Annotated in this window: 15 protein-coding genes; 6 read left to right on the top strand and 9 right to left on the bottom strand. The window is 67.9% G+C overall.

Annotation, left to right across the window (positions count from 1 at the left end):
• Positions 1-98 precede the first annotated feature (98 nt).
• The 3 genes from BLW02_RS07940 to BLW02_RS07930 all read left to right on the top strand — a co-directional run bounded on the left by BLW02_RS07940 (position 99) and on the right by BLW02_RS07930 (position 3,543).
• A complete protein-coding gene (locus tag BLW02_RS07940) occupies positions 99-2,417 on the top strand; it encodes an NADP-dependent malic enzyme (RefSeq protein ID WP_092697818.1) in 2,319 nt (772 codons plus the stop codon).
• A 155-nt stretch (positions 2,418-2,572) separates the two neighbouring features.
• On the top strand, positions 2,573-2,980 hold the full coding sequence (locus tag BLW02_RS07935; RefSeq protein ID WP_092697817.1) for a guanyl-specific ribonuclease: 408 nt from the start codon (positions 2,573-2,575) through the stop codon (positions 2,978-2,980).
• Positions 2,981-3,117: 137 nt separating this feature from the next.
• Positions 3,118-3,543, top strand: a complete 426-nt coding sequence (locus tag BLW02_RS07930) for a barstar family protein (RefSeq protein WP_026435591.1) — start codon at positions 3,118-3,120, stop codon at positions 3,541-3,543.
• A 373-nt stretch (positions 3,544-3,916) separates the two neighbouring features.
• Here the strand turns inward: BLW02_RS07930 and rsmA are convergent, their stop codons facing one another.
• From rsmA to BLW02_RS07915, 3 genes are read right to left on the bottom strand one after another with little or no spacing between them, the layout of a single operon-like run.
• Positions 3,917-4,678, bottom strand: coding sequence for a 16S rRNA (adenine(1518)-N(6)/adenine(1519)-N(6))-dimethyltransferase RsmA (gene rsmA / locus BLW02_RS07925; RefSeq protein WP_092697816.1), 762 nt, complete (start codon positions 4,676-4,678; stop codon positions 3,917-3,919).
• Between the two features lie 13 nt (positions 4,679-4,691).
• Positions 4,692-6,092, bottom strand: coding sequence for a peptidylprolyl isomerase (locus BLW02_RS07920; protein ID WP_092697815.1), 1,401 nt, complete (start codon positions 6,090-6,092; stop codon positions 4,692-4,694).
• A 9-nt stretch (positions 6,093-6,101) separates the two neighbouring features.
• Positions 6,102-8,483 carry an LPS-assembly protein LptD gene (locus tag BLW02_RS07915; RefSeq protein ID WP_092697814.1) on the bottom strand — a complete coding sequence of 794 codons (2,382 nt, stop codon included), beginning with the start codon at positions 8,481-8,483 and terminating at the stop codon, positions 6,102-6,104.
• A 126-nt stretch (positions 8,484-8,609) separates the two neighbouring features.
• Between BLW02_RS07915 and BLW02_RS07910 the strand changes: the two genes are divergently transcribed.
• Both BLW02_RS07910 and BLW02_RS07905 read left to right on the top strand, forming a co-directional pair.
• Positions 8,610-9,749: an aminoglycoside phosphotransferase family protein gene (locus tag BLW02_RS07910; protein WP_092697813.1), complete on the top strand. Its 1,140-nt coding sequence runs from the start codon at positions 8,610-8,612 to the stop codon at positions 9,747-9,749.
• An 88-nt stretch (positions 9,750-9,837) separates the two neighbouring features.
• Entirely contained in the window at positions 9,838-10,575 is a 738-nt protein-coding gene (locus BLW02_RS07905) for a 16S rRNA (uracil(1498)-N(3))-methyltransferase (RefSeq protein ID WP_092697812.1), read from the top strand.
• 27 nt (positions 10,576-10,602) lie between these two features.
• On the opposite strand, the gene BLW02_RS07900 is transcribed toward BLW02_RS07905, so the two are convergent.
• Positions 10,603-11,892, bottom strand: coding sequence for an acyl-CoA dehydrogenase family protein (locus tag BLW02_RS07900; protein ID WP_092697811.1), 1,290 nt, complete (start codon positions 11,890-11,892; stop codon positions 10,603-10,605).
• 197 nt (positions 11,893-12,089) lie between these two features.
• On the opposite strand from BLW02_RS07900, the gene BLW02_RS07895 reads away from it, so the two are divergent.
• Positions 12,090-12,827: an SOS response-associated peptidase gene (locus BLW02_RS07895; protein WP_092697810.1), complete on the top strand. Its 738-nt coding sequence runs from the start codon at positions 12,090-12,092 to the stop codon at positions 12,825-12,827.
• A 39-nt stretch (positions 12,828-12,866) separates the two neighbouring features.
• On the opposite strand, the gene BLW02_RS07890 is transcribed toward BLW02_RS07895, so the two are convergent.
• From BLW02_RS07890 to BLW02_RS07870, 5 genes are read right to left on the bottom strand one after another with little or no spacing between them, the layout of a single operon-like run.
• Positions 12,867-14,321, bottom strand: a complete 1,455-nt coding sequence (locus BLW02_RS07890) for an efflux transporter outer membrane subunit (RefSeq protein WP_092697809.1) — start codon at positions 14,319-14,321, stop codon at positions 12,867-12,869.
• A 19-nt stretch (positions 14,322-14,340) separates the two neighbouring features.
• On the bottom strand, positions 14,341-15,051 hold the full coding sequence (locus tag BLW02_RS07885; RefSeq protein WP_092697808.1) for an ABC transporter ATP-binding protein: 711 nt from the start codon (positions 15,049-15,051) through the stop codon (positions 14,341-14,343).
• A gap of 15 nt (positions 15,052-15,066) precedes the next feature.
• A complete protein-coding gene (locus BLW02_RS07880; protein WP_092697807.1) occupies positions 15,067-16,269 on the bottom strand; it encodes an ABC transporter permease in 1,203 nt (400 codons plus the stop codon).
• On the bottom strand, positions 16,266-17,429 hold the full coding sequence (locus tag BLW02_RS07875) for an efflux RND transporter periplasmic adaptor subunit (protein ID WP_092697806.1): 1,164 nt from the start codon (positions 17,427-17,429) through the stop codon (positions 16,266-16,268). The genes BLW02_RS07880 and BLW02_RS07875 overlap by 4 nt, the downstream gene beginning before the upstream one ends.
• On the bottom strand, positions 17,426-18,064 hold the full coding sequence (locus BLW02_RS07870) for a TetR/AcrR family transcriptional regulator (protein WP_092697805.1): 639 nt from the start codon (positions 18,062-18,064) through the stop codon (positions 17,426-17,428). The genes BLW02_RS07875 and BLW02_RS07870 overlap by 4 nt, the downstream gene beginning before the upstream one ends.
• Position 18,065 lies beyond the last annotated feature (1 nt).

Raw genomic sequence — 18,065 nt, 5'->3', positions numbered from 1 at the left:
GACCCAGCCTACAATGCACCTCCCCTTACAAAGCTGACGGTCCGCCCCGAGCAGATCCACCGCGGACCCCGGCACTTTCTGAAAGCTGGAGACGCTTGATGCCCGAGAACACCACGGCCGACAACCATCCTCTTCCCGACAAGCGTGCGCTCCTGCGCAAGGCCGCTCTCGAATACCACGAGTTTCCCAAGCCCGGCAAGATTGCGATTGCGGCCACCAAGCAGATGGTCAACCAGCATGACCTGGCGCTGGCCTACTCGCCCGGTGTCGCCGCCCCCTGCGAAGAAATCGTCAAGGACCCTAACGCCGCCTTCAAATACACCAGCCGCGGCAACCTGGTGGGTGTGGTGACCAACGGCACGGCCGTGCTGGGCCTGGGCGACATCGGCCCGCTGGCCGGCAAGCCGGTGATGGAAGGCAAGGGCGTGCTGTTCAAGAAGTTCTCGGGCATCGATGTGTTCGACATCGAGATCAACGAGAAAGACCCCGAAAAGCTGGTCGAGATCATCGCTGCGCTGGAGCCCACCTTTGGCGGCATCAACCTGGAAGACATCAAGGCCCCCGACTGTTTCTACATCGAACGCAAGCTGCGCGAGCGCATGAAGATCCCGGTCTTCCATGACGACCAGCACGGCACGGCGATCACGGTGGGCGCCGCCATCCTCAACGGCCTGAAGGTGGCGGGCAAGGACCTGCAGAGCATCAAGCTCGTGACCTCGGGCGCGGGCGCCGCGGCACTGGCCTGCCTGGGCCTGCTGGTCAAGCTGGGCATTCCGCGCGAGAACATCTGGGTGACCGACATCGCCGGCGTGGTCTATGAAGGCCGCACCGAGCTGATGGACGAGGACAAGCGCTTTTTCGCGCAAAAGACCGATGCGCGCACGCTCGGCGAGATCATCACGGGCGCCGATGTGTTCCTGGGCCTGTCGGCTGGCGGCGTGCTCAAGAAGGATATGGTGGCCCGCATGGCACCGCGCCCCCTGATCTTCGCCCTGGCCAACCCCAACCCCGAGATCCAGCCCGAGGACGTGAAGGCCGTGCGCGACGACGCCATCATGGCCACCGGCCGCTCGGACTATCCGAACCAGGTCAACAACGTCCTGTGCTTCCCCTACATCTTCCGCGGTGCGCTCGATTGCGGCGCCACCACCATCACGATGGAGATGGAAATCGCCGCCGTGTACGCCATCGCCGAGCTGGCCCAGGCCGAGCAGAGCGAAGTGGTGGCCGCGGCCTATGTGGGCGAGCCGCTGGCCTTCGGCCCGGAATACCTGATTCCCAAGCCGTTCGATCCGCGCCTGATGATGATGATCGCACCGGCCGTGGCCCAGGCCGCCGTGGACAGCGGCGTGGCCCTGCGCCCCATCGCGGACATGGACGCCTACCGCGACCATCTGCAGACCTTCGTGTATGCCTCGGGCACCACCATGAAGCCCATCTTCACCGCCGCCAAGGCCGCCACCAAGAAGCGCGTGGCCTACGCCGAGGGCGAGGAAGAGCGCGTGCTGCGCGCCGCACAAATCGTGGTGGACGAAAAGATCGCCCGCCCCACCCTGATCGGCCGCCCGGCCATCATTGCGCAGCGCATCGAGAAGTTCGGCCTGCGCCTCAAGGAGGGACAGGACTATGACGTGGTCAACGTCGAGCAGGACCACCGCTACCGCGACTTCTGGCAGACCTACCACCGCATGACCGAGCGCAAGGGCATCACCGCACCGATCGCCAAGATCGAGATGCGCCGCCGCTTAACGTTGATCGGCGCCATGCTGCTGCACAAGGGCGAGGTCGACGGGCTGATCACCGGCACCTGGGGCCAAACGGCACACCACCTGCAGTACATCGACCAGGTGATCGGCAAGCGCGCGGGGGTCAACACCTACGCGTGCATGAACGGCCTGCTGCTGCCCGACCGCCAGGTGTTCCTCATCGATACGCATGTGAACTACGACCCCACGGCCGAGCAGCTGGCCGAGATCACCATCATGGCGGCCGAGGAAATGATGCGCTTTGGCATCAAGCCCAAGGCCGCGCTGCTGTCGCATTCCAACTTTGGCTCCAGCAACCAGCCCAGTGCCGTGAAGATGCGCCAGACGCTGGAGCTCTTGCGCGTGCAGGCGCCCTGGCTGGAAGTGGACGGTGAAATGCACGGCGACGTGGCCCTGGACGGCAAGGCGCGCGCCGCGCTCATGCCCCACAGCAGCCTGGCGGGCGATGCCAACCTGCTGGTGCTGCCCAACATCGACGCCGCCAACATTTCCTACAACCTGCTCAAGACGGCAGCGGGTGGCAACATCGCCATCGGCCCGGTGCTGCTGGGGGCCGCACAGCCGGTGCACATCCTCACCCCCAGCACCACCGTACGGCGCCTGGTGAATATGACAGCCATTACCGTAGCCGACGCCAGCGCAGCACGGTAAGCCTTCAACAAACAGCGTGCACTAACTTTGGTGCACCCCCAAAACCCCCGGCGCCTGCCCAATCTTTGTGCAGGCGCTTGCTTTTTGGGGGGCTTTGAGCGACACTAGCCCGTTGAAATTTCGGGTTAACCCGTAGTTTCTGAAAGGTGTCGTTGATGCTCAAGGCTGTAGCCACCCAAGTGCGAAAAGCAGGGGTTTTGTGTGTTGTGGGTGTTGCGTTGGTCCTGGGTCCGGTTGCCGGGCACGCCCGTCAATCCCCGTCCACCGACGGTTCCGTTGCTTCCATCGCCGTGGCAGATCTGCCCCCCCAGGGCCGCTCGACCTATGCACTGATTCACCAGGGCGGTCCTTTTCCTTTCGACAAGGACGGCACGGTTTTTGGCAATCGTGAACGGATATTGCCGGCCCACCAGCGTGGCTATTACCGTGAATACACCGTCAAAACACCGGGCGCCCGCAATCGGGGCGCCCGGCGCATCGTATGTGGCGGCAAGCCCCGGGAACCGGATGCCTGTTATTACACCAGCGACCACTACACCAGTTTTCGCAGGATTGTCGAATGATGCCTGATGGGTTGTCCGCCCACCCTTGCCGGGGTGGTGGGCAGCAGACCCCCTTGTTTTCCCGACCCGAATCCCGCATCCTGCGGTTTTGTGGTCAGCCAGAAGTTTTTGGACCTTATAAAGAAAGAGCAACGGAGATGCAGACGCCCCTTCGTAAAGACCTGGAAACGCCACTGCGTGGCGTGCGCACCAACATCGTGCAATCCATTCGCGCTTTTCGCGTGCAGGATCTGCAAGATGCCGCGGGTTCCCTGGGTCACCATTTTCTGTATGCCAACCTGGCCCACGCCCAGTCCAAACAGGATGTGCTGGACCTGATTGCCGCGCAATTCACTTTTCCGGCGCACTTCGGCAAGAATTTCGATGCGCTCTACGACTGCATGACCGACCCGCTGCACAAGTCGGGACCGCAGCCGGGCTTCATCGTCGTGCTCGAACAGATTCCGGCCACGGGCAAGTTCGACAAGGAAGCACGGGAGCAGCTGCTCGATATCTTCCGCGATGCGGCAGATTTCTGGGGTGACCGCAAGATTCCCTTCCGCTGTTTCTATTCTTTTCTGTAGCCCGTTCTGCAACCACCAGCCAAGCAGAACGGGCGAACGAGGCTCAAGAATCGCCAGCGGTCCAGGGCATCGCCATCGACCCGGAAACCGCCGAAAAGATGCCAACCGACAAACTGGTCGACATCTCGCCCCTGGCACTGCGCATGAGCAGCCCCTTCAACGCGGGCTACTGGCTGACAGCCGCGTAATAGCGGCATCCCCCTGAGGCGCTACCGCGCCTTCCCCCTTCTCTCGGCTGCGCCGGGAAGGGGGACGATGCCCTCGCTGCGGGGTGGCCCTTGCGCGGTGTCCCTGGTACGGGACATGCCAGTCGCCACAGTTTTGATAGAAACTGGCTCTAGCGCTTATCCATCGATCGCTGGCAGCTACTCATTCAAGAGCACGCCTGGGCCAGCGCCACGTATTCGGCCACGGGCACTTCCTCGGCGCGGCGCTGGGTATCGAAAGTGCCGGCAAAGCCCCGGCCTTCGAGCCAGCGGCCCAGGGTGTGGCGCAGCAATTTGCGGCGCTGGCTGAAGGCCACCTGGACCAGCTCGGACAGAAGTGCCGGGCGCACCGCTGCCGGCGCGGCGTGGGGCACCATGCGCACCACTGCGCTGTCCACGCGCGGCGGCGGATCGAAGCTTTCGGGCGGCACGAACAGCACGTTCTCCATGGCATAGCGCCACTGCAGCATCACCGAGAGACGCCCGTAGTCCGACGTGGCGGGCGACGCCACCATGCGGTCTATCACCTCTTTTTGCAGCATGAAATGCTGGTCTTCGATCGCCTGCACATGCTCCAGCAGATGGAACAGGATGGGCGTGGAGATGTTGTAAGGCAGGTTGCCCACCACCCGGATCTTTGGAACGCCCAGCTGCTGCGCCAATTGCGTGAAATCGACTTTCAGCACGTCGGACTCGATGACATCGAGCTGTCCGTGCAGCCGCAGCCGCAAGGCCAGGTCCCGGTCCAGCTCGATCACCGTCAGGCGCCCCAGGCGCTCCACCAGGGGTTGGGTCAGCGCGGCCAGGCCGGGGCCGATTTCCACCATGGGCTGGCCCGGCAGCGGCGCGATGGCGCTGACGATGGCCTCGATGATGCCGCCGTCGGACAGGAAGTGCTGGCCGAAGCGCTTGCGGGGGATATGTTTCATGCAGCGGCCATCTTCATTGCGGCGCTTCGCGGTATTCGACGTAGGCGCGGCCCCGCAACTCCTGCAGCCAGTTGGTGAAGGCCTCCTCGACCTTCTTCTCGCGCACCGTGTCGCGGGCCATGTCGCGCTGTTCGCGCTGGGTAAGCTTGGCCTCGCGGCGCGCCACCAGCTGGATCAGGTGCACGCCAAAACGCGACACCAGGGGCTCACTGACCTCGCCGGGCCTGAGTGTACTCATGGCCTGCTCGAATTCGGGCACGTAGCGGCCCGGATTGGCCCAGCCCAGATCGCCGCCCTGCTTGGCACTGCCGTCCTGCGAATGCTCGCGCGCCAGCTCGGCAAAATCTGCCTGGCCCGCCACGATGCGACGCCGGTAATCGGCCAGCCGCGCTGCGGCGGCGCTTTCTGTCAGCTGGGGGCCAGTGCGCAGCAGGATATGGCGCGCATGGCTCTGGGTCACCAGGGTGGAGACACCGCCGGTGGACTTGTCGGCCAACTTGAGCACATGAAAACCCGCCCCGGAACGCACGGGCCCGGCAATGCCTCCCACGGGCAGCTGCGCCGTGGCACTGACAAACAGCTCGGGATACCGGTCGGCCGGGCGCAGGCCCAGCAGCCCGCCCGCCGTCTTGGCTTCGGGGGAGTCCGAGAACTCTCTGGCCACGGCCGCAAAGTCCTCGCCGGCGCGCACCTTGTCGGCGGCACGCTGGGCGCGGGCCTGGCGCTCGGCAACCTGGTCCGGGCTGGCGTTCTCAGGCACCCGCACCAGGATATGGCCCAGGTTGATTTCGACCTTGGAGGCATCCGCACTCGATTGCTGTTCGCGCAGGTACTGGTCCACGTCGAGATCGCTCACGCGCACACGGGACTGCACATCGCGCTCGCGCAGGCGTTGCAGCAGCAGCTGGTTGCGCAGCTCGTCGCGAAAGCGCTCCTTGCTGATGCCGTCGGCTGCCAGCCGGCGGTGCATCTCCGCCACGCTGACGCTGTTTTGCTTGGCCACGCTCTCCTCGGCCTGGCCCACGGCAAAGTCATCCACGCGCATGCCGGCTTCACGGGCCAGCTGCAGCTGGATCTTTTCCACGATCAGGCGCTCCAGCACCTCGCGGGCCAGTGCCTCGCGGGGCGGCAGGTTGCCGCCCTGCTGGGCCACCTGCTGTGCAATGCGCTCCGCCCGGGACCGCACCTCGTTGTTGGTGACGGGCTCCGAATTGACCACCGCCACGATGAAATCGGCCTGCCGCAGCGCGGCGCCCGCACCGGGAGCGGGCAAGGCGAAGGAAGGTGCCGCAGGCGAAATGCGCGAGAGGCCGGGTCCCGCAGCCCCCGAAGAGCGCAAGCCCTGCGCCACAGCGCCATGGGTCACGAAAGATGCCAGGCACGCCAGGCCCAAAGCAATTGCACGGTGGTTCATGGTGTCAGGTTAGTCATAGTTGCTGAAGCGGCTGGGGGTGCTGACCTGATCACGCAGGTATTGGTAGCGCGGCACATTCCGTTTCAGGGTGTCGAGGGGGTTGTTGCCCAAGCTCAGGCGCGAGAAACCCACGAATTCGATCTGGAACAGCAGCCGCGTGTTGGCGGTCGTCACGCTGCTTTGCAGGCGCTCCAGCACCACCCGGCCAATCCAGCAGCAGCTGTCGTATTCGAAGCCCACCACGGTGTCGACCAGTTTGCGGTCGCGCAGGCTGTAGTTGAGGCGGCCCACGGTGTACCAGCGGCCGCCGTCCTGGCCCTTGACGCGCTCCGGGCCGCTGCCCGCAGCTTGCCCGCCCCACAAGGCCGCCAGCGGCCACTGCCAGCCCACGTCGATCTGCTCGCTGGTGCCGCGCTGCAGGCGATAGACCGCGTTGATGGTGCGGAAGTTGCCAGGGCTGTAGCGCGCGCCCACGGTGGAACGGATGGAGCGCCCCGTCTTGGGGTTGTATTGCACGGTGGAGTCAAAGCCCCACTGCGGTGTCCAGTTGATGCCCGCTCCGAGCAGCACATCGGACAGGCGTTCACTGATGGGCGTGTTGTCCAGGGTCACGTTCTGGTCGGAGAAACGCAGGCGCTGGGCAATGCCCAGGCGCAAGGCCTCGGCGCCGGTATTGGGATCCAGGAAGCGCGTCGTCACACCCATGGTCAGCAGGTTGTTGTCTGCCAGGCGGTCATTGCCGCCATAAGAGTTTTCGGTGTAGATGGTGCCGAAGTTGAAGTCGGTGGCCGCCGTGTCGTACAGCGGCAGGTAGCGCTGGTCGCGATAGGGCGTGTAGGTGTAGAACGCGCGCGGCTCCAGCGTCTGCGTGAAGGCGCGGCCCAGCAGGCGCGCATCGCGCTCGAACACCAGCCCGCTGTCCAGGCTGAAGGTGGGCAGGGTGCGGCTGGCCGAACTCTGGCCATTTCTCAGCGGGTTGTCGAACTGGTATTGCGTGGCATGCAGTTGCAGCTTGGGGATGACGAAGCCCCCCGGCGCCAGAAACGGGCGGCTCAGCTGCGCCTGCACAAAGCTGCGCTGGCCATCGGCCGGGTTGGGCAGCACCCGGTCCGCCTCGAAGCGCGTGGTGTCGGCCACCATGCTGAAATCCAGGCCCCGGTCCAGATCCTGGGGTGTGTAGCGCCACAGCAGCTGGGGCATGAGGTTGTAGGGCGGCACGATGGGCGAGGCCACATCCTGCAGGGCCTGCCACTTCAGGGTGCGCACCTGGGCCGACATGTCGGCTGCAGCCCATGACAGGGTGGCATCGCTGGGCAGCAGGCGCTGGCGCAGCGGCAGCGGGCCCCGGCGGAAATCGCGCCAGTAGTTGTCGTCGCTCACCCGGTTGAGGTTGAGATTCAGGCCCACGCCGCCCACGGGGGTGCTGATCTGCCCCTGGTGCTGCGCCGAATAGCCCCAGCGCCTGCGGTCGCGCTGGCTGTCCGTGGGCATCAGATTGACATCCACCAGGCCGCGGTAGTCGCTTTCCAGATACCGGAACTCCCCCCCGACCTCGACGCCGCGCTTGGCCAGGATGGCGCCGCGCAGCGTGGCATCGCGGTTGGGGGCGATGTTCCAGTAGTAGGGCTGCATGTATTCGAGGCCGTTGCGGCTGTCCAGGCCCACCGTGGGCGGCAGCAGCCCCGACTTGCGCTTGTCCGACAGCGGAAAGCTGATGTGCGGAATGGGCAGTATCGGCACGCCCTTGAACTCCAGCACGGCCTCGTCGGCAGTGCCGACCTCTTCCGCCGTGTCCAGGTGGATGCTCTTGGCGCGCAGCACCCAGTCGGGCGCCCAGCTGGCCGAGTCGTCTTTCTGGCAGGTGGTGTAAGTGGCGGTGTGCACCACGCTACGGTCGCGGTCCAGGAAATCCACACGCGCGGAATCACCATGGGCGCCGGTGCTGAGAAAGCGGTAACGCGCATCGCTGAAGAAACCCTGGAACGCGTCCACGCGCAGCTCCAGCACCGAGCCGTCATAGGTGTTGCCGGCCCGGTTGATGTGCACGCTCCCCTGCGCATGGGCCAGGTCGTCGGGCACGGTGTAATCCAGCCGGTCGGCACGGATCACGGTATCTCCGCGGCGCAGCTCGGCATGGCCGTCGATGGTGGCCTTCACATCGGGCTGGCCGGTGATGCGGTCGCCCGACACAAACACCGGCAGTTGGGGCCGCAAGTCGGCCGGCAGGGTCTCCTGCAGCTGGGGGCTGCGGCGCAGCGGCGGGGCATCCCAGGCACTGGGCGCATCGGCCTGCGCCAAGGCGGCCTGCGGCAGGCCGCACCAGGCCAGCGCCACGGCACAGGCCAGAGGGTGCAGCCCCGGCCGACGGGCCCGCGCAGCGGCTTGCCGCACCGGCCGGGAAAGGGGTTGGGGGTTCTGCACTAAGGAGGGCGGGCGGCGGGGCACGTCGGGCAATATGGACAAGGCTTGAAAAACGGCCCGCGCCAGGCAGGGCGGGTTTGTAAAATGGGATTATCCATGAGCCACCCCTCTTCCCCCCCAACGCCCCTTGCCGCGGCATCGCCCGCCATCGCCAACCCGGCCAGCCTCGTCAGCTGGCCCGATGCAGCCCGGCAGGCAGCGTTCGCGCAGTGGCTCGCACCGCTGGTCCCCGCCCACCAGCTGCTGCCCGCCAGCCTGCGCCCGGCATCGGCCGACGCCAGCTTTCGGCGCTACCTGCGCATCGACAGCGCCGCCGGCGCCAGCTGCATCGTGATGGACGCCCCGCCCGACAAGGAAAACTGCCGCCCCTTCGTGCAGGTGCAAGGCCTGATGGCCGCCGCCGGCCTGAACGTGCCGCAGATCCTGGCGTGGGACGAGCCCGGCGGTTTCATGCTGCTCAGCGATCTGGGCAGCACCACGCTGATCGAGCTGCTGCGGCCCGAAAACCCCCAGGCCGCCTACGGCTGGTACCAGCAGGCCACCGACGTGCTGCTCGACTGGCAGAAGGCCTCCAGGCCCGGCGTGCTGCCGGCCTATGACGAAGCGCTGCTGCGCCGCGAGCTGGCGCTGTTTCCCGACTGGTACCTGGCCAAACACCGCGCCGTCACGCTGGACGACAAGCAGCAGGCAACGCTGCAAAGCGCCTTCGATGCCATCGTGGCCCACAACCTGGCCGCCCCGCAGGTCTATGTGCACCGCGACTTCATGACCCGGAATCTGATGGCGCCCATGCAGGAAGGCGGCCCTCTGGGCGTGCTGGATTTCCAGGACGCCGTCCACGGCCCCATCACCTACGACATCGCCAGCCTGCTGCGCGACGCCTTCATCAGCTGGGAAGAAGATTTCGTCATCGACATTACCGTGCGTTACTGGGAGAAGGCGCGCAAGGCCGGCCTGCTGGGCGCCACCAGCGCCAGCGGCTGGGGCGATGACTTCGGCGAGTTCTACCGCGCCGTGGAGTGGATGGGCCTGCAGCGCCACCTCAAGGTGGCTGGCATCTTTGCGCGCCTGACCCTGCGCGACGGCAAGCCCAGGTACCTGGCCGACGCGCCGCGCTTCATGGGCTATATCCGCGCCACGGCCAACCGCTACCGCCAGCTGGGGCCGCTGCTCAAGATGCTGGACCAGATCGAAGGCACCGAACCCGTGACCGGCTTCGCCTACGGCCGGATGTGACGGGCTGCATCTCCCACCTGAAATTTCAAGAAAAATATGGCTTTGGCGCTTATCCAGCAAGCGCCAATAGCTATTAAATAATTAGCATATGCCCCGCTTCCATTGCCCGGCGCCCCTGGCCACCGGTGCCGAAATCGACCTACCCCCCGGCGCCGCGCGCCATGTGCAGGTGCTGCGTCTGCAGCCGGGCGACGGCATCACGCTGTTCCATGGCGGCCAGGGCGCGGGCGACCCCGGCGGCGAGTTCGACGCCAGCGTGCTGCGCATGGGCCGCAGCGATGTGCGCGTGCAGGTGGGCGCCCACCACACCATCGAACGCGAGGCGCCGCGCGCCGTGCACCTGCTGGCCGGCATCACCGCCAACGAGCGCATGGACTGGCTGGTGGAAAAGGCCACCGAACTGGGCGTGGCCAGCATCACGCCGCTGGTGGCCGAGCGCAGCGTGCTCAAGCTCAAGGGCGAGCGCGCCGACAAGAAAATCGCCCACTGGCAGGCCGTGGCCGTGGCCGCCTGCGAGCAGTGCGGGCGCAACCGCGTGCCTGTGGTGCATGGCGCGGTGGACCTGGCCGGCTGGCTGCGCGCCCACCCGCCAGCGCCCGCGCAGGGCGCGCGCCTGCTGCTGTCACTGCGCGCCGGCACCGGGCCGCTGCATGCCGCCGCCGCTGCGGCTGCGGTGGTATTCCTGTCGGGCCCCGAAGGTGGCCTGAGCGCCACCGAAGAAGACCTGGCCCTGGCACAGGGCTTTGCGCCCGTCACCCTGGGGCCACGCGTGCTGCGTGCCGAAACCGCGCCGCTGGCAGCGCTGGCGGCGCTCACGCTGGCCTGAAGCTGATCTGATCGCCCGCCCCGGGCTTCAGGCGCTCAGATGGGGCGGCGCACGCAACTGCTCGGGCGTGGTGAAGTAAGCCGCCGCATCGCCCAGGCCCGCGCGCGCACGGTCCAGCTCGTGCCGCGCCACGCTGCGCAGGTGCACCTCGTCGGGCCCGTCCATCAGGCGCAGGGCGCGGCCCCAGGTCCAGAAGGCCGCCAGCGGCGTGTCGGGCGACAGGCCCATGGCGCCGAAGATCTGCATGGCACGGTCCACCACGCGCTGCTGCAGGCGCGCGGCCACCACCTTGATGGCGGCGACCTGCGCGCGGGTCTGCTGCACGTCCACAGCGCTGCCCTGGTCCAGCAGCCAGGCGGCGTGCAGCACCAGCAGGCGCGCCTGGTCAATCTCGATGCGTGACTCGGCGATCCACTCCTGCACATTGGCCTGATCGGCCAGCGGCTTGCCGAACGCCGTGCGCTCCAGCGCGCGCCCGGCGGCCAATTGCAGGGCGAGCTCGCACTGGCCGATGGTGCGCATGCAGTGGTGCACCCGCCCCGGCCCCAGGCGCGCCTGGGCCATGGCAAAGCCGGCGCCCCAGGCGCCCAGCAAGTGGTGGGCGGGCACACGCACGCCCTGCAGCAGGATCTCGCAATGCCCTTCGGGCGCGTGGTGGTGCAGCACGGGGATGTTGCGCACGATCTGCACACCCGGCGTGTCCACGGGCACCAGCACCATGCTGTGGCGGTGGTGGCTGCTGGCATGGTCGGCATCTGCATTGCGGCACAGCACGATGAGCAGTCGGCAGTGCGGGTGCGCCGCGCCGGTGATGAACCACTTGCGGCCGCTGAGCACCAGGTCGTCCCCCTCGCGCCGCACCGTGGTCTGCAGGTTGGTGGGGTCGGACGAGGCCACGTCGGGCTCGCTCATCGCAAAGGCCGAGCGCATCTGGCCGCCCAGCAGCGGCACCAGCCACGCGGCGCGCTGCGCGGGCGTGGCAAAGCGGTGCAGCAGTTCGATGTTGCCGGTGTCGGGCGCGTGGCAGTTGAAGACCTCGGGCGCCCAGGGCAGGCGGCCCATGGCCTCGGCCAGCGGCGCGTAGTCGAGGTGGCACAGGCGCGTGCCGGGCTCGTCTTCCCGCAACGTGGGCAAGAACAGGTTCCACAGGCCTTCCTCGCGGGCCAGGGCCTTGAGGTCTTCCAGAAAAGGCGGTGGGTAGTCGCCCGCCTGCACGGCCGCGTGCCAGGCCGCGTTGTAGGGCAGCAGGTAGCGGTCCATGAAGGCCAGCAGGCGTTCATGCAGTTGCCGGGCCAGGGGGGAAGGTGCGAAGTCCATGCCGGCATTGTGAAAACACCGCCGGTGCGCGTCAAAACGCAGGCGACACGGGCCTTGATGCACATCAGCCGCAGCAAGCTTGCGGGCCTGAGTGTTACTTAATTCGCTTTTATTTTGATAGCTGCAAGCGCTTATTCAACAGGTGCTAGAGGACTTTTTTGCTTCCAGCCTGCTCAGGGCGCGGGTACCATCGCCCCATGAGCACCCATTACGAAACCCTGCAGCATGCGGACACCTACCGCGAGGCTTTTGCGGTGGAGCCCCCGCATGCCTTGGGCGAACGCCACGTGCGGCCGCGCAAGCCGGGCTTCTTCATCGTGCATGCAGCCACTGCGGCGGCACTGGCGCAAGCACCGGGCGCGGCGCCCGAGACGCCCACCGATGCCAGCGCCGCCACCACCCGCGTGCTGGTACCCGCACAGTGGGGCCTGGTGCCGCACTGGGTCAAGTCGGCGTCGGATGCGAAGCTGCGCGCGCCCAAGCTGGTCAATGCCAAGTCCGACCTGGCCTCCACGGGCACGGCGTTTCGCGATGCCTGGCTGAACGGCCAGCGCTGCATCGTGCCCATGGCCGCGTTCTATGAAGACGATCTGCGCAGCGGCAAGGCCGTGCCCACCCGGGTTGCCCGCGTGGACGGCAAGCCGATGGGCGTGGCGGGCCTGTGGGCACGCTGGCAGGGCACCGATGGCGACGTCATCGTCAGCTACTGCCTGCTCACGGTGAACGCCAACAACCACGCCCTGCTGCGCCGCTACGGCCAGCCCGGCAGCGAAAAGAGCATGCCCGCCATCCTGAACGAAGGCGCCTACGACGCCTGGCTCACGGCCCGGCCCGACAAGGCCAAGGAGTTCATGCGGCAATACGCGGCAGAGCGGCTGCTGGCCAACCCGGTGGAGAACAAGGCCGACAAGCGGCCCAAGGGCTGGCTGGGCTGATTCCGATCTGCGGGCCGCCCCGCCCGACGCAGCAGCCGTTCAGCTGCCGTCGTCGGGCTCCTGCGCGCCCGCCCAGCCCGCGCCCACCGCCTGGTACAGCGTGGCACTGCCCAGCAGGCGCCGCGCCTGGGCCGCCACCAGGTAGGTGCGGATCTGCTGCGCCTGCTGTTGGGCACTGAGCAGCTGCAGATAGCTGGCAGAACCCAGTGCGTACTGCCGCTGCATCGACTGCAGGCTGCCCTGCGCGGCGGCATCGGCAGCGGCCTGCGCGGCCAGCGCCTGGGCATCGTTGTCCAGCGCGTGCAGCGCATCGGCCACGCTGCGCAAGGCCTCCAGCACCACGCCCTGGTAGTTGGCGGCGGCGGCGTCCAGCGCCGCCAGCGCAGCGCGCCTCTCGGCCGGCAGCGCGGGGTTGAACAAGGGCTGCGTGATCTGGCCGATCAGGCTCCACACGGCGGCGCCGCCGCCAAACAGGGCGCCCGTGGTCAGCGCCTGCGAGCCCAGGCTGGCACTGAGGTTGACTTGCGGGTACAGGCGCGCCACGGCCACGCCGTAATCGGCCGTGGCCGCATGCAGCAGCGCCTGCGCACCCTGGATGTCGGGGCGCTGGCGCACCCATCCGGACGGAATGGCCTGCGGCAGATCGGTCGGCAGCGTGAAATCGTCCAGCGTGAACCGGGGCAGCCCCTGCGCCGTGGGCTCGCGCCCGGCCAGCGTGGCCAGCAGGTGGCTGCTTTGCTGGTGCTGCTGGCGCAATAGCGGCACGCTGGCGCGCGTTTGTTCCACCTGCGCCTGCAGCGCCAGCACCTCGCTGTGCGCGGCCTGGCCCAGGCGCAGGCGTTCGCCGGCCAGGTGCAGCTGCTCGTCTTGCAGTTGCACGATGGCCTGCAGCGCCTCGATCTGCGCCGCCAGCCGCGCCTGCGTGATGGCGGTGCCGACGATGCTGGCCGCCAGGTTCAGCCGCGCGCCTTCGAGCTGGTAGCGCCGGTAGTCGGTGCGGGCGCCCAGGGCCTCCAGGGCGCGCCGGTTGCCGCCGGCCAGGTCGAGCGCGTAGCGCACGCCGATGCTGGCGCTGTACTGGCCAAAGCTGCGCCCCTCGCCCGGCAGGCCCTGCGCGCTGGGCGAGATGCGCTGGCGCTGGGCACCCGCGCTGGTATCGACACGGGGCAGTTGCGTGGCGCCGGCCTGCGCCGCCTGCATCTCTTGCGCCTGGCGCAGCGTGGCCTCGGCGGCGGCCAGCGTGGGACTGGCGGCCAGCGCCTGGCCGATCAGCTGGTTCAAGGGGGGCGAGCCCAACTGGTGCCACCACGGCGCGGCCAGGTCGATGGCGGCCTCCGGGTGGGGTGTGGGCCCCTGCGCGGAAATCTGCACACTGTCGGGCCCGGCCGGCGGGTGGAAGTCGGGCCCGGTGGTACAACCGGCCAGCAGCGCCGCACAGGCGGCAGCGGCCAGCGCAAGCCGGGCACGGGCGCTGCGCTGCGTTGTCTTTGCCATGGCGTTTCCTTGTGGGGGGTTATGCAAGACTGCGGCCCTCGCCCGCTTCCTCGTGCGTCACGCCGTCGCGGATGTGGTAAATCCGCCGGAAGGTGGGGATGATTTTTTCGTCGTGCGTGACCACGATGACGGCGGTTTCAAACCGGCGCGCCATGTCGTTGAGAATGCGGATCACGGCCAGGGCGCGCGCGCTGTCCAGGGGCGCGGTGGGCTCGTCGGCCAGGATCACGGGCGGGCGGTTGACCAGGCCGCGCGCAATCGAGATGCGCTGCTGCTCGCCGCCCGAGAGCTGGGCCGGCATGGCGCGCGCGCGGTGCTGCACATCCAGCGCGGTGAGCAATTCGAGCGCCCGGGCACGGGCCTCGGCGTTGGGCACGCCGGCCAGCATGGGCAGCAGGGCGACGTTGTCGGTGGCGTCCAGAAACGGAATCAGGTAGGGCGCCTGGAAGACGAAGCCGATCTTGTCACGCCGCAGCGCGCGCAGGTCGCGCACCTGCCAGCCGTTGTCGTAGATCACCTCGTCGCCCAGCACCATGCGCCCGGCGGTGGGGTCGATGACGGCGCCCAGGCATTTGAGCAGCGTGCTCTTGCCCGAGCCCGACGGCCCCACCAGCCCGACCACCTCGCCGGGGCTGACCTGCAGGTTGACGTCTTTCAGGGCGTGCACGGCGGTGTCGCCCTTGCCAAAGCTTTTGCTCAGGCCTTCCACGCGGATTCCTTTGGCGCTCATGGCATCACCCTCCTATCAGCCTATGGCCTGCGCCGGGTCCACCCGCAGCGCCATGCGGATGGCGACCACGCTGGCGATCACGCAGATGCCCAGCACGGCAAAGAAGCCGGCCACCGAATCCATGGGCATGAGCAGCACGTACTTGGGAAAGAAGGGCGCGGCAAACGTGGCCGAGATCTTGCCCACCACGAAGCCGATCACCCCCAGCGCCAGCGCCTGCTGCAGGATCATGGCGGCGATGGTGCGGTTGCGCGTGCCAATGAGCTTGAGCACGGCGATCTCGCGGATCTTGTCCATCGTGAGCGAATAGATGATGAAGGCCACGATGGCGGCGCTGACCATGGCGAGGATGGCCAGGAACATGCCGATCTGCTTGGCCGACGTGGCGATCAGCTTGCTGACCAGGATTTCTTCCATCTGCGGGCGCGTGTAGGCCGTGAGGCGCTTCCAGCGCTGGATGGCCTGGGCCACCTCGTGCGGGGCGGCGCCGGGCTGCACGGTCACCAGCACGGCGTTGACGAAGGCATTGGTGCTTTGCGAGGCGATCACGGCGTCCAGCAGGCCGGGCACCGCCGGGCGGTTGAAGGCGGGGTTGGCCTCGGTGCGGCGGCGGTTGTGCCAGATGGCGTCGTTGTCCTTGAGGAACTGCGCCTCTTGCGCATCCTTGAGCGGGATGAACACCATCGGGTCGCCGCTGGAGGACACCATGCGCCGCGTCAGCCCGACCACGGTGTAGTGGTTGCGCCGCACCGTCAGGCGCTCACCCAGCTGAAAACCGGCGGCCACGTCGGCCACGGCTTCGTAGTGGCCGCGCGTGACCTGGCGCCCGTCCACCAGGTATGGCGGCCAGCCCGGCGTGACGCCCGCCGGGCCCGGCGCCATGCCCACCACCATGGCGCGCACATCGGTTGTGCCCTTGCGCACCTGCGTGGTGAGGTAGGTGACGTTGGCGGCCTGGGCCACGCCGGGCATCGCCAGGATGCCGCGGTACAGGTCGTCCTGCAGGCTGGACGATTCGGCATAGGGCCCGAGCGTGTCTTTCTGCACCACCCAGATGTCGGCGCGGCTGTTGTCGAGCAGCGCCTTGCCGTCGTCCACCATGCCACGGTACACCCCGGCCATGGTCAACGTCACCCCGATCAGCAGGCCCAGGCCCACGCCGGTGAAGACAAACTTGCCCCAGGCATGCAGGATGTCCCGGCCGGACAGGCTGATCATGGTGCGCCCTTGCTTGCACCCTTGGCCAGACTCTCCACCACCCGGATGCGGCTGCGCGCGCTCAGGGGTTTTTCGCTGTAGACGACCACCTGGTCGCCCTCGTCCAGCCCCTGCAGCACCTGCACATGGCCGTCGAGGTCGGCGCTGCCCAATTGCACCGGCGCGAATTGCAGCTGGCCATCGGTCCAGCGCCACACGCCGGTCTGGCCGCCCACGCGCTGCACGGCGGCATTGGGCAGCACGGGTTGCGCCGCCAGCGCGGGCAGGGCTATGGTCACTTCGGCCAGTTCACCGAGCGGCGGCAGGGGCGAAGGCAAGGCCTCGAACACCACCTTGGCCAGCGCTTCCTCGGTCACGGCGTCGGCCAGCGGCTCGACGCGCAGCACGCGCCCCGCCAGCGCCTGGCCCGCGCGCGAGCGCAGCACCACCTGTGCCGGCAGGCCGGCCTTCAGGCCATGCGCGTTGATCTGGTCCAGACGCACGTTGATCCACAGGCTGGCAGGGTCCACCACCTCCACCACCGCCTGGCCCGCCACCACGGTGGTGCCGGGGTCGGCAAAGCGCAGCGTCACCAGGCCAGCGGCGGGCGCCACCAGGCGCAGATGGCGCTGCTGCGTGCCGATGGCGGCACGCTCGGCACGCACGCGCACCGCTTCGGCCTGCGCGGCAGCCACGGCCGCATCGGCCACCTGCAGCTCCTGCTGCTTGGCGGCGGCCAGCTCTTCGCTGGTCGAGCGCACGGCCAGCAGTTGCGCATAGCGCGTGGCCTGTGCCTGCGCGTGGGCCTGGCGTGCCTGGGCCTCGCGCAGGCTGGCCTGCACGCGCTGCAGCGCGGCCTCCTGGGCCTGCAAGCGGTCTTGCAGATCGACCGCATCCATCTCGCCCAGCACCTGGCCGGCCTGGACAGAGTCGCCCACGTCCACATCCAGCCGCTGGATGCGCCCGGCCACCGTGGGGCCGATTCTGGTGGTGGTGCGGGCGCCGATGGTGCCCACGCCAAACAGCGCCGGAGCGAGGGCCTTGCGCTCGACCTGGGCCAGCGTGACTGCCACCGGGGCCAGCGGACCCGAGCGCAGCACCACATACACGAACAGCGCCAGCAGGGGCACCACCACGGCCAGCAGCGCCAGCGTGCGGCCTTGCAATGGGAATTTTTTCATCGTGTGCTTTCGCTGGCGGGCGCAATGCCGCGCTGGTAGATGGCAAAAACCCGGGGGGCATCGCTGCGCATGCGCTGCATGTCGCCGGTGATCAGCGACTGCATCACCAGGCCCTGGATGGTGCCGATGAACAACGTGGCCGCCGCCGGCACATCCAGCCCCGCGTGCACCTCGCCCTGCGCCTGGCCTTGCGCGATGAGGCCTTGCAGGCGCTTGCCATAGCTGGTGATGAGCGTCTGCACCATCTGCTTGGGGAGCGTATCGCCCGCGCGCTGCAGTTCGCCAAAAATGATGCGCGGCGCGCCCGGGTGCTCGGCCACGAAGGCGACATGCGCCATGAACATGGCCCGCAGCGCCGCCAGGGGCGAAGCCGCGCCGTCGGCCGCGCGGTCGATGCGCGCCAGCAGCTGCGTGGCCACCCAGTCCATCACCGCCTGCAGGATGGCGTCCTTGTTCGGGAAGTGCCGGAACAGCGCACCCTGCGTGAGGTGCATGTGCCGGGCGATGGCCGAGGTGGTGATCTCGCTCGGGTTCTGCGTGGCCGCCAGCGCCACCACGGCCTCGACGGTGACGGCACGGCGTTCGTCGGCAGGCAGGTGTCTGGGCGGAGCGGCCTCGGTGGTGGTTTTTTTCATG

The organism is Acidovorax soli, assembly GCF_900107605.1.
In the GTDB taxonomy this organism is placed as follows: domain Bacteria; phylum Pseudomonadota; class Gammaproteobacteria; order Burkholderiales; family Burkholderiaceae_C; genus Acidovorax; species Acidovorax soli.
The sequence above is the reverse complement of the archived record's forward strand: the minus strand, read 5'-3'. Positions and strand labels throughout refer to the sequence as shown.

Coding starts and splice junctions, on each gene's coding strand:
- BLW02_RS07940 (WP_092697818.1), top strand. CDS start 99: ATGCCCGAGAACACCACGGCCGACAACCATCCTCTTCCCGACAAGCGT.
- BLW02_RS07935 (WP_092697817.1), top strand. CDS start 2,573: ATGCTCAAGGCTGTAGCCACCCAAGTGCGAAAAGCAGGGGTTTTGTGT.
- BLW02_RS07930 (WP_026435591.1), top strand. CDS start 3,118: ATGCAGACGCCCCTTCGTAAAGACCTGGAAACGCCACTGCGTGGCGTG.
- rsmA (WP_092697816.1), bottom strand. CDS start 4,678: ATGAAACATATCCCCCGCAAGCGCTTCGGCCAGCACTTCCTGTCCGAC.
- BLW02_RS07920 (WP_092697815.1), bottom strand. CDS start 6,092: ATGAACCACCGTGCAATTGCTTTGGGCCTGGCGTGCCTGGCATCTTTC.
- BLW02_RS07910 (WP_092697813.1), top strand. CDS start 8,610: ATGAGCCACCCCTCTTCCCCCCCAACGCCCCTTGCCGCGGCATCGCCC.
- BLW02_RS07905 (WP_092697812.1), top strand. CDS start 9,838: ATGCCCCGCTTCCATTGCCCGGCGCCCCTGGCCACCGGTGCCGAAATC.
- BLW02_RS07900 (WP_092697811.1), bottom strand. CDS start 11,892: ATGGACTTCGCACCTTCCCCCCTGGCCCGGCAACTGCATGAACGCCTG.
- BLW02_RS07895 (WP_092697810.1), top strand. CDS start 12,090: ATGAGCACCCATTACGAAACCCTGCAGCATGCGGACACCTACCGCGAG.
- BLW02_RS07890 (WP_092697809.1), bottom strand. CDS start 14,321: ATGGCAAAGACAACGCAGCGCAGCGCCCGTGCCCGGCTTGCGCTGGCC.
- BLW02_RS07885 (WP_092697808.1), bottom strand. CDS start 15,051: ATGAGCGCCAAAGGAATCCGCGTGGAAGGCCTGAGCAAAAGCTTTGGC.
- BLW02_RS07880 (WP_092697807.1), bottom strand. CDS start 16,269: ATGATCAGCCTGTCCGGCCGGGACATCCTGCATGCCTGGGGCAAGTTT.
- BLW02_RS07875 (WP_092697806.1), bottom strand. CDS start 17,429: ATGAAAAAATTCCCATTGCAAGGCCGCACGCTGGCGCTGCTGGCCGTG.
- BLW02_RS07870 (WP_092697805.1), bottom strand. CDS start 18,064: ATGAAAAAAACCACCACCGAGGCCGCTCCGCCCAGACACCTGCCTGCC.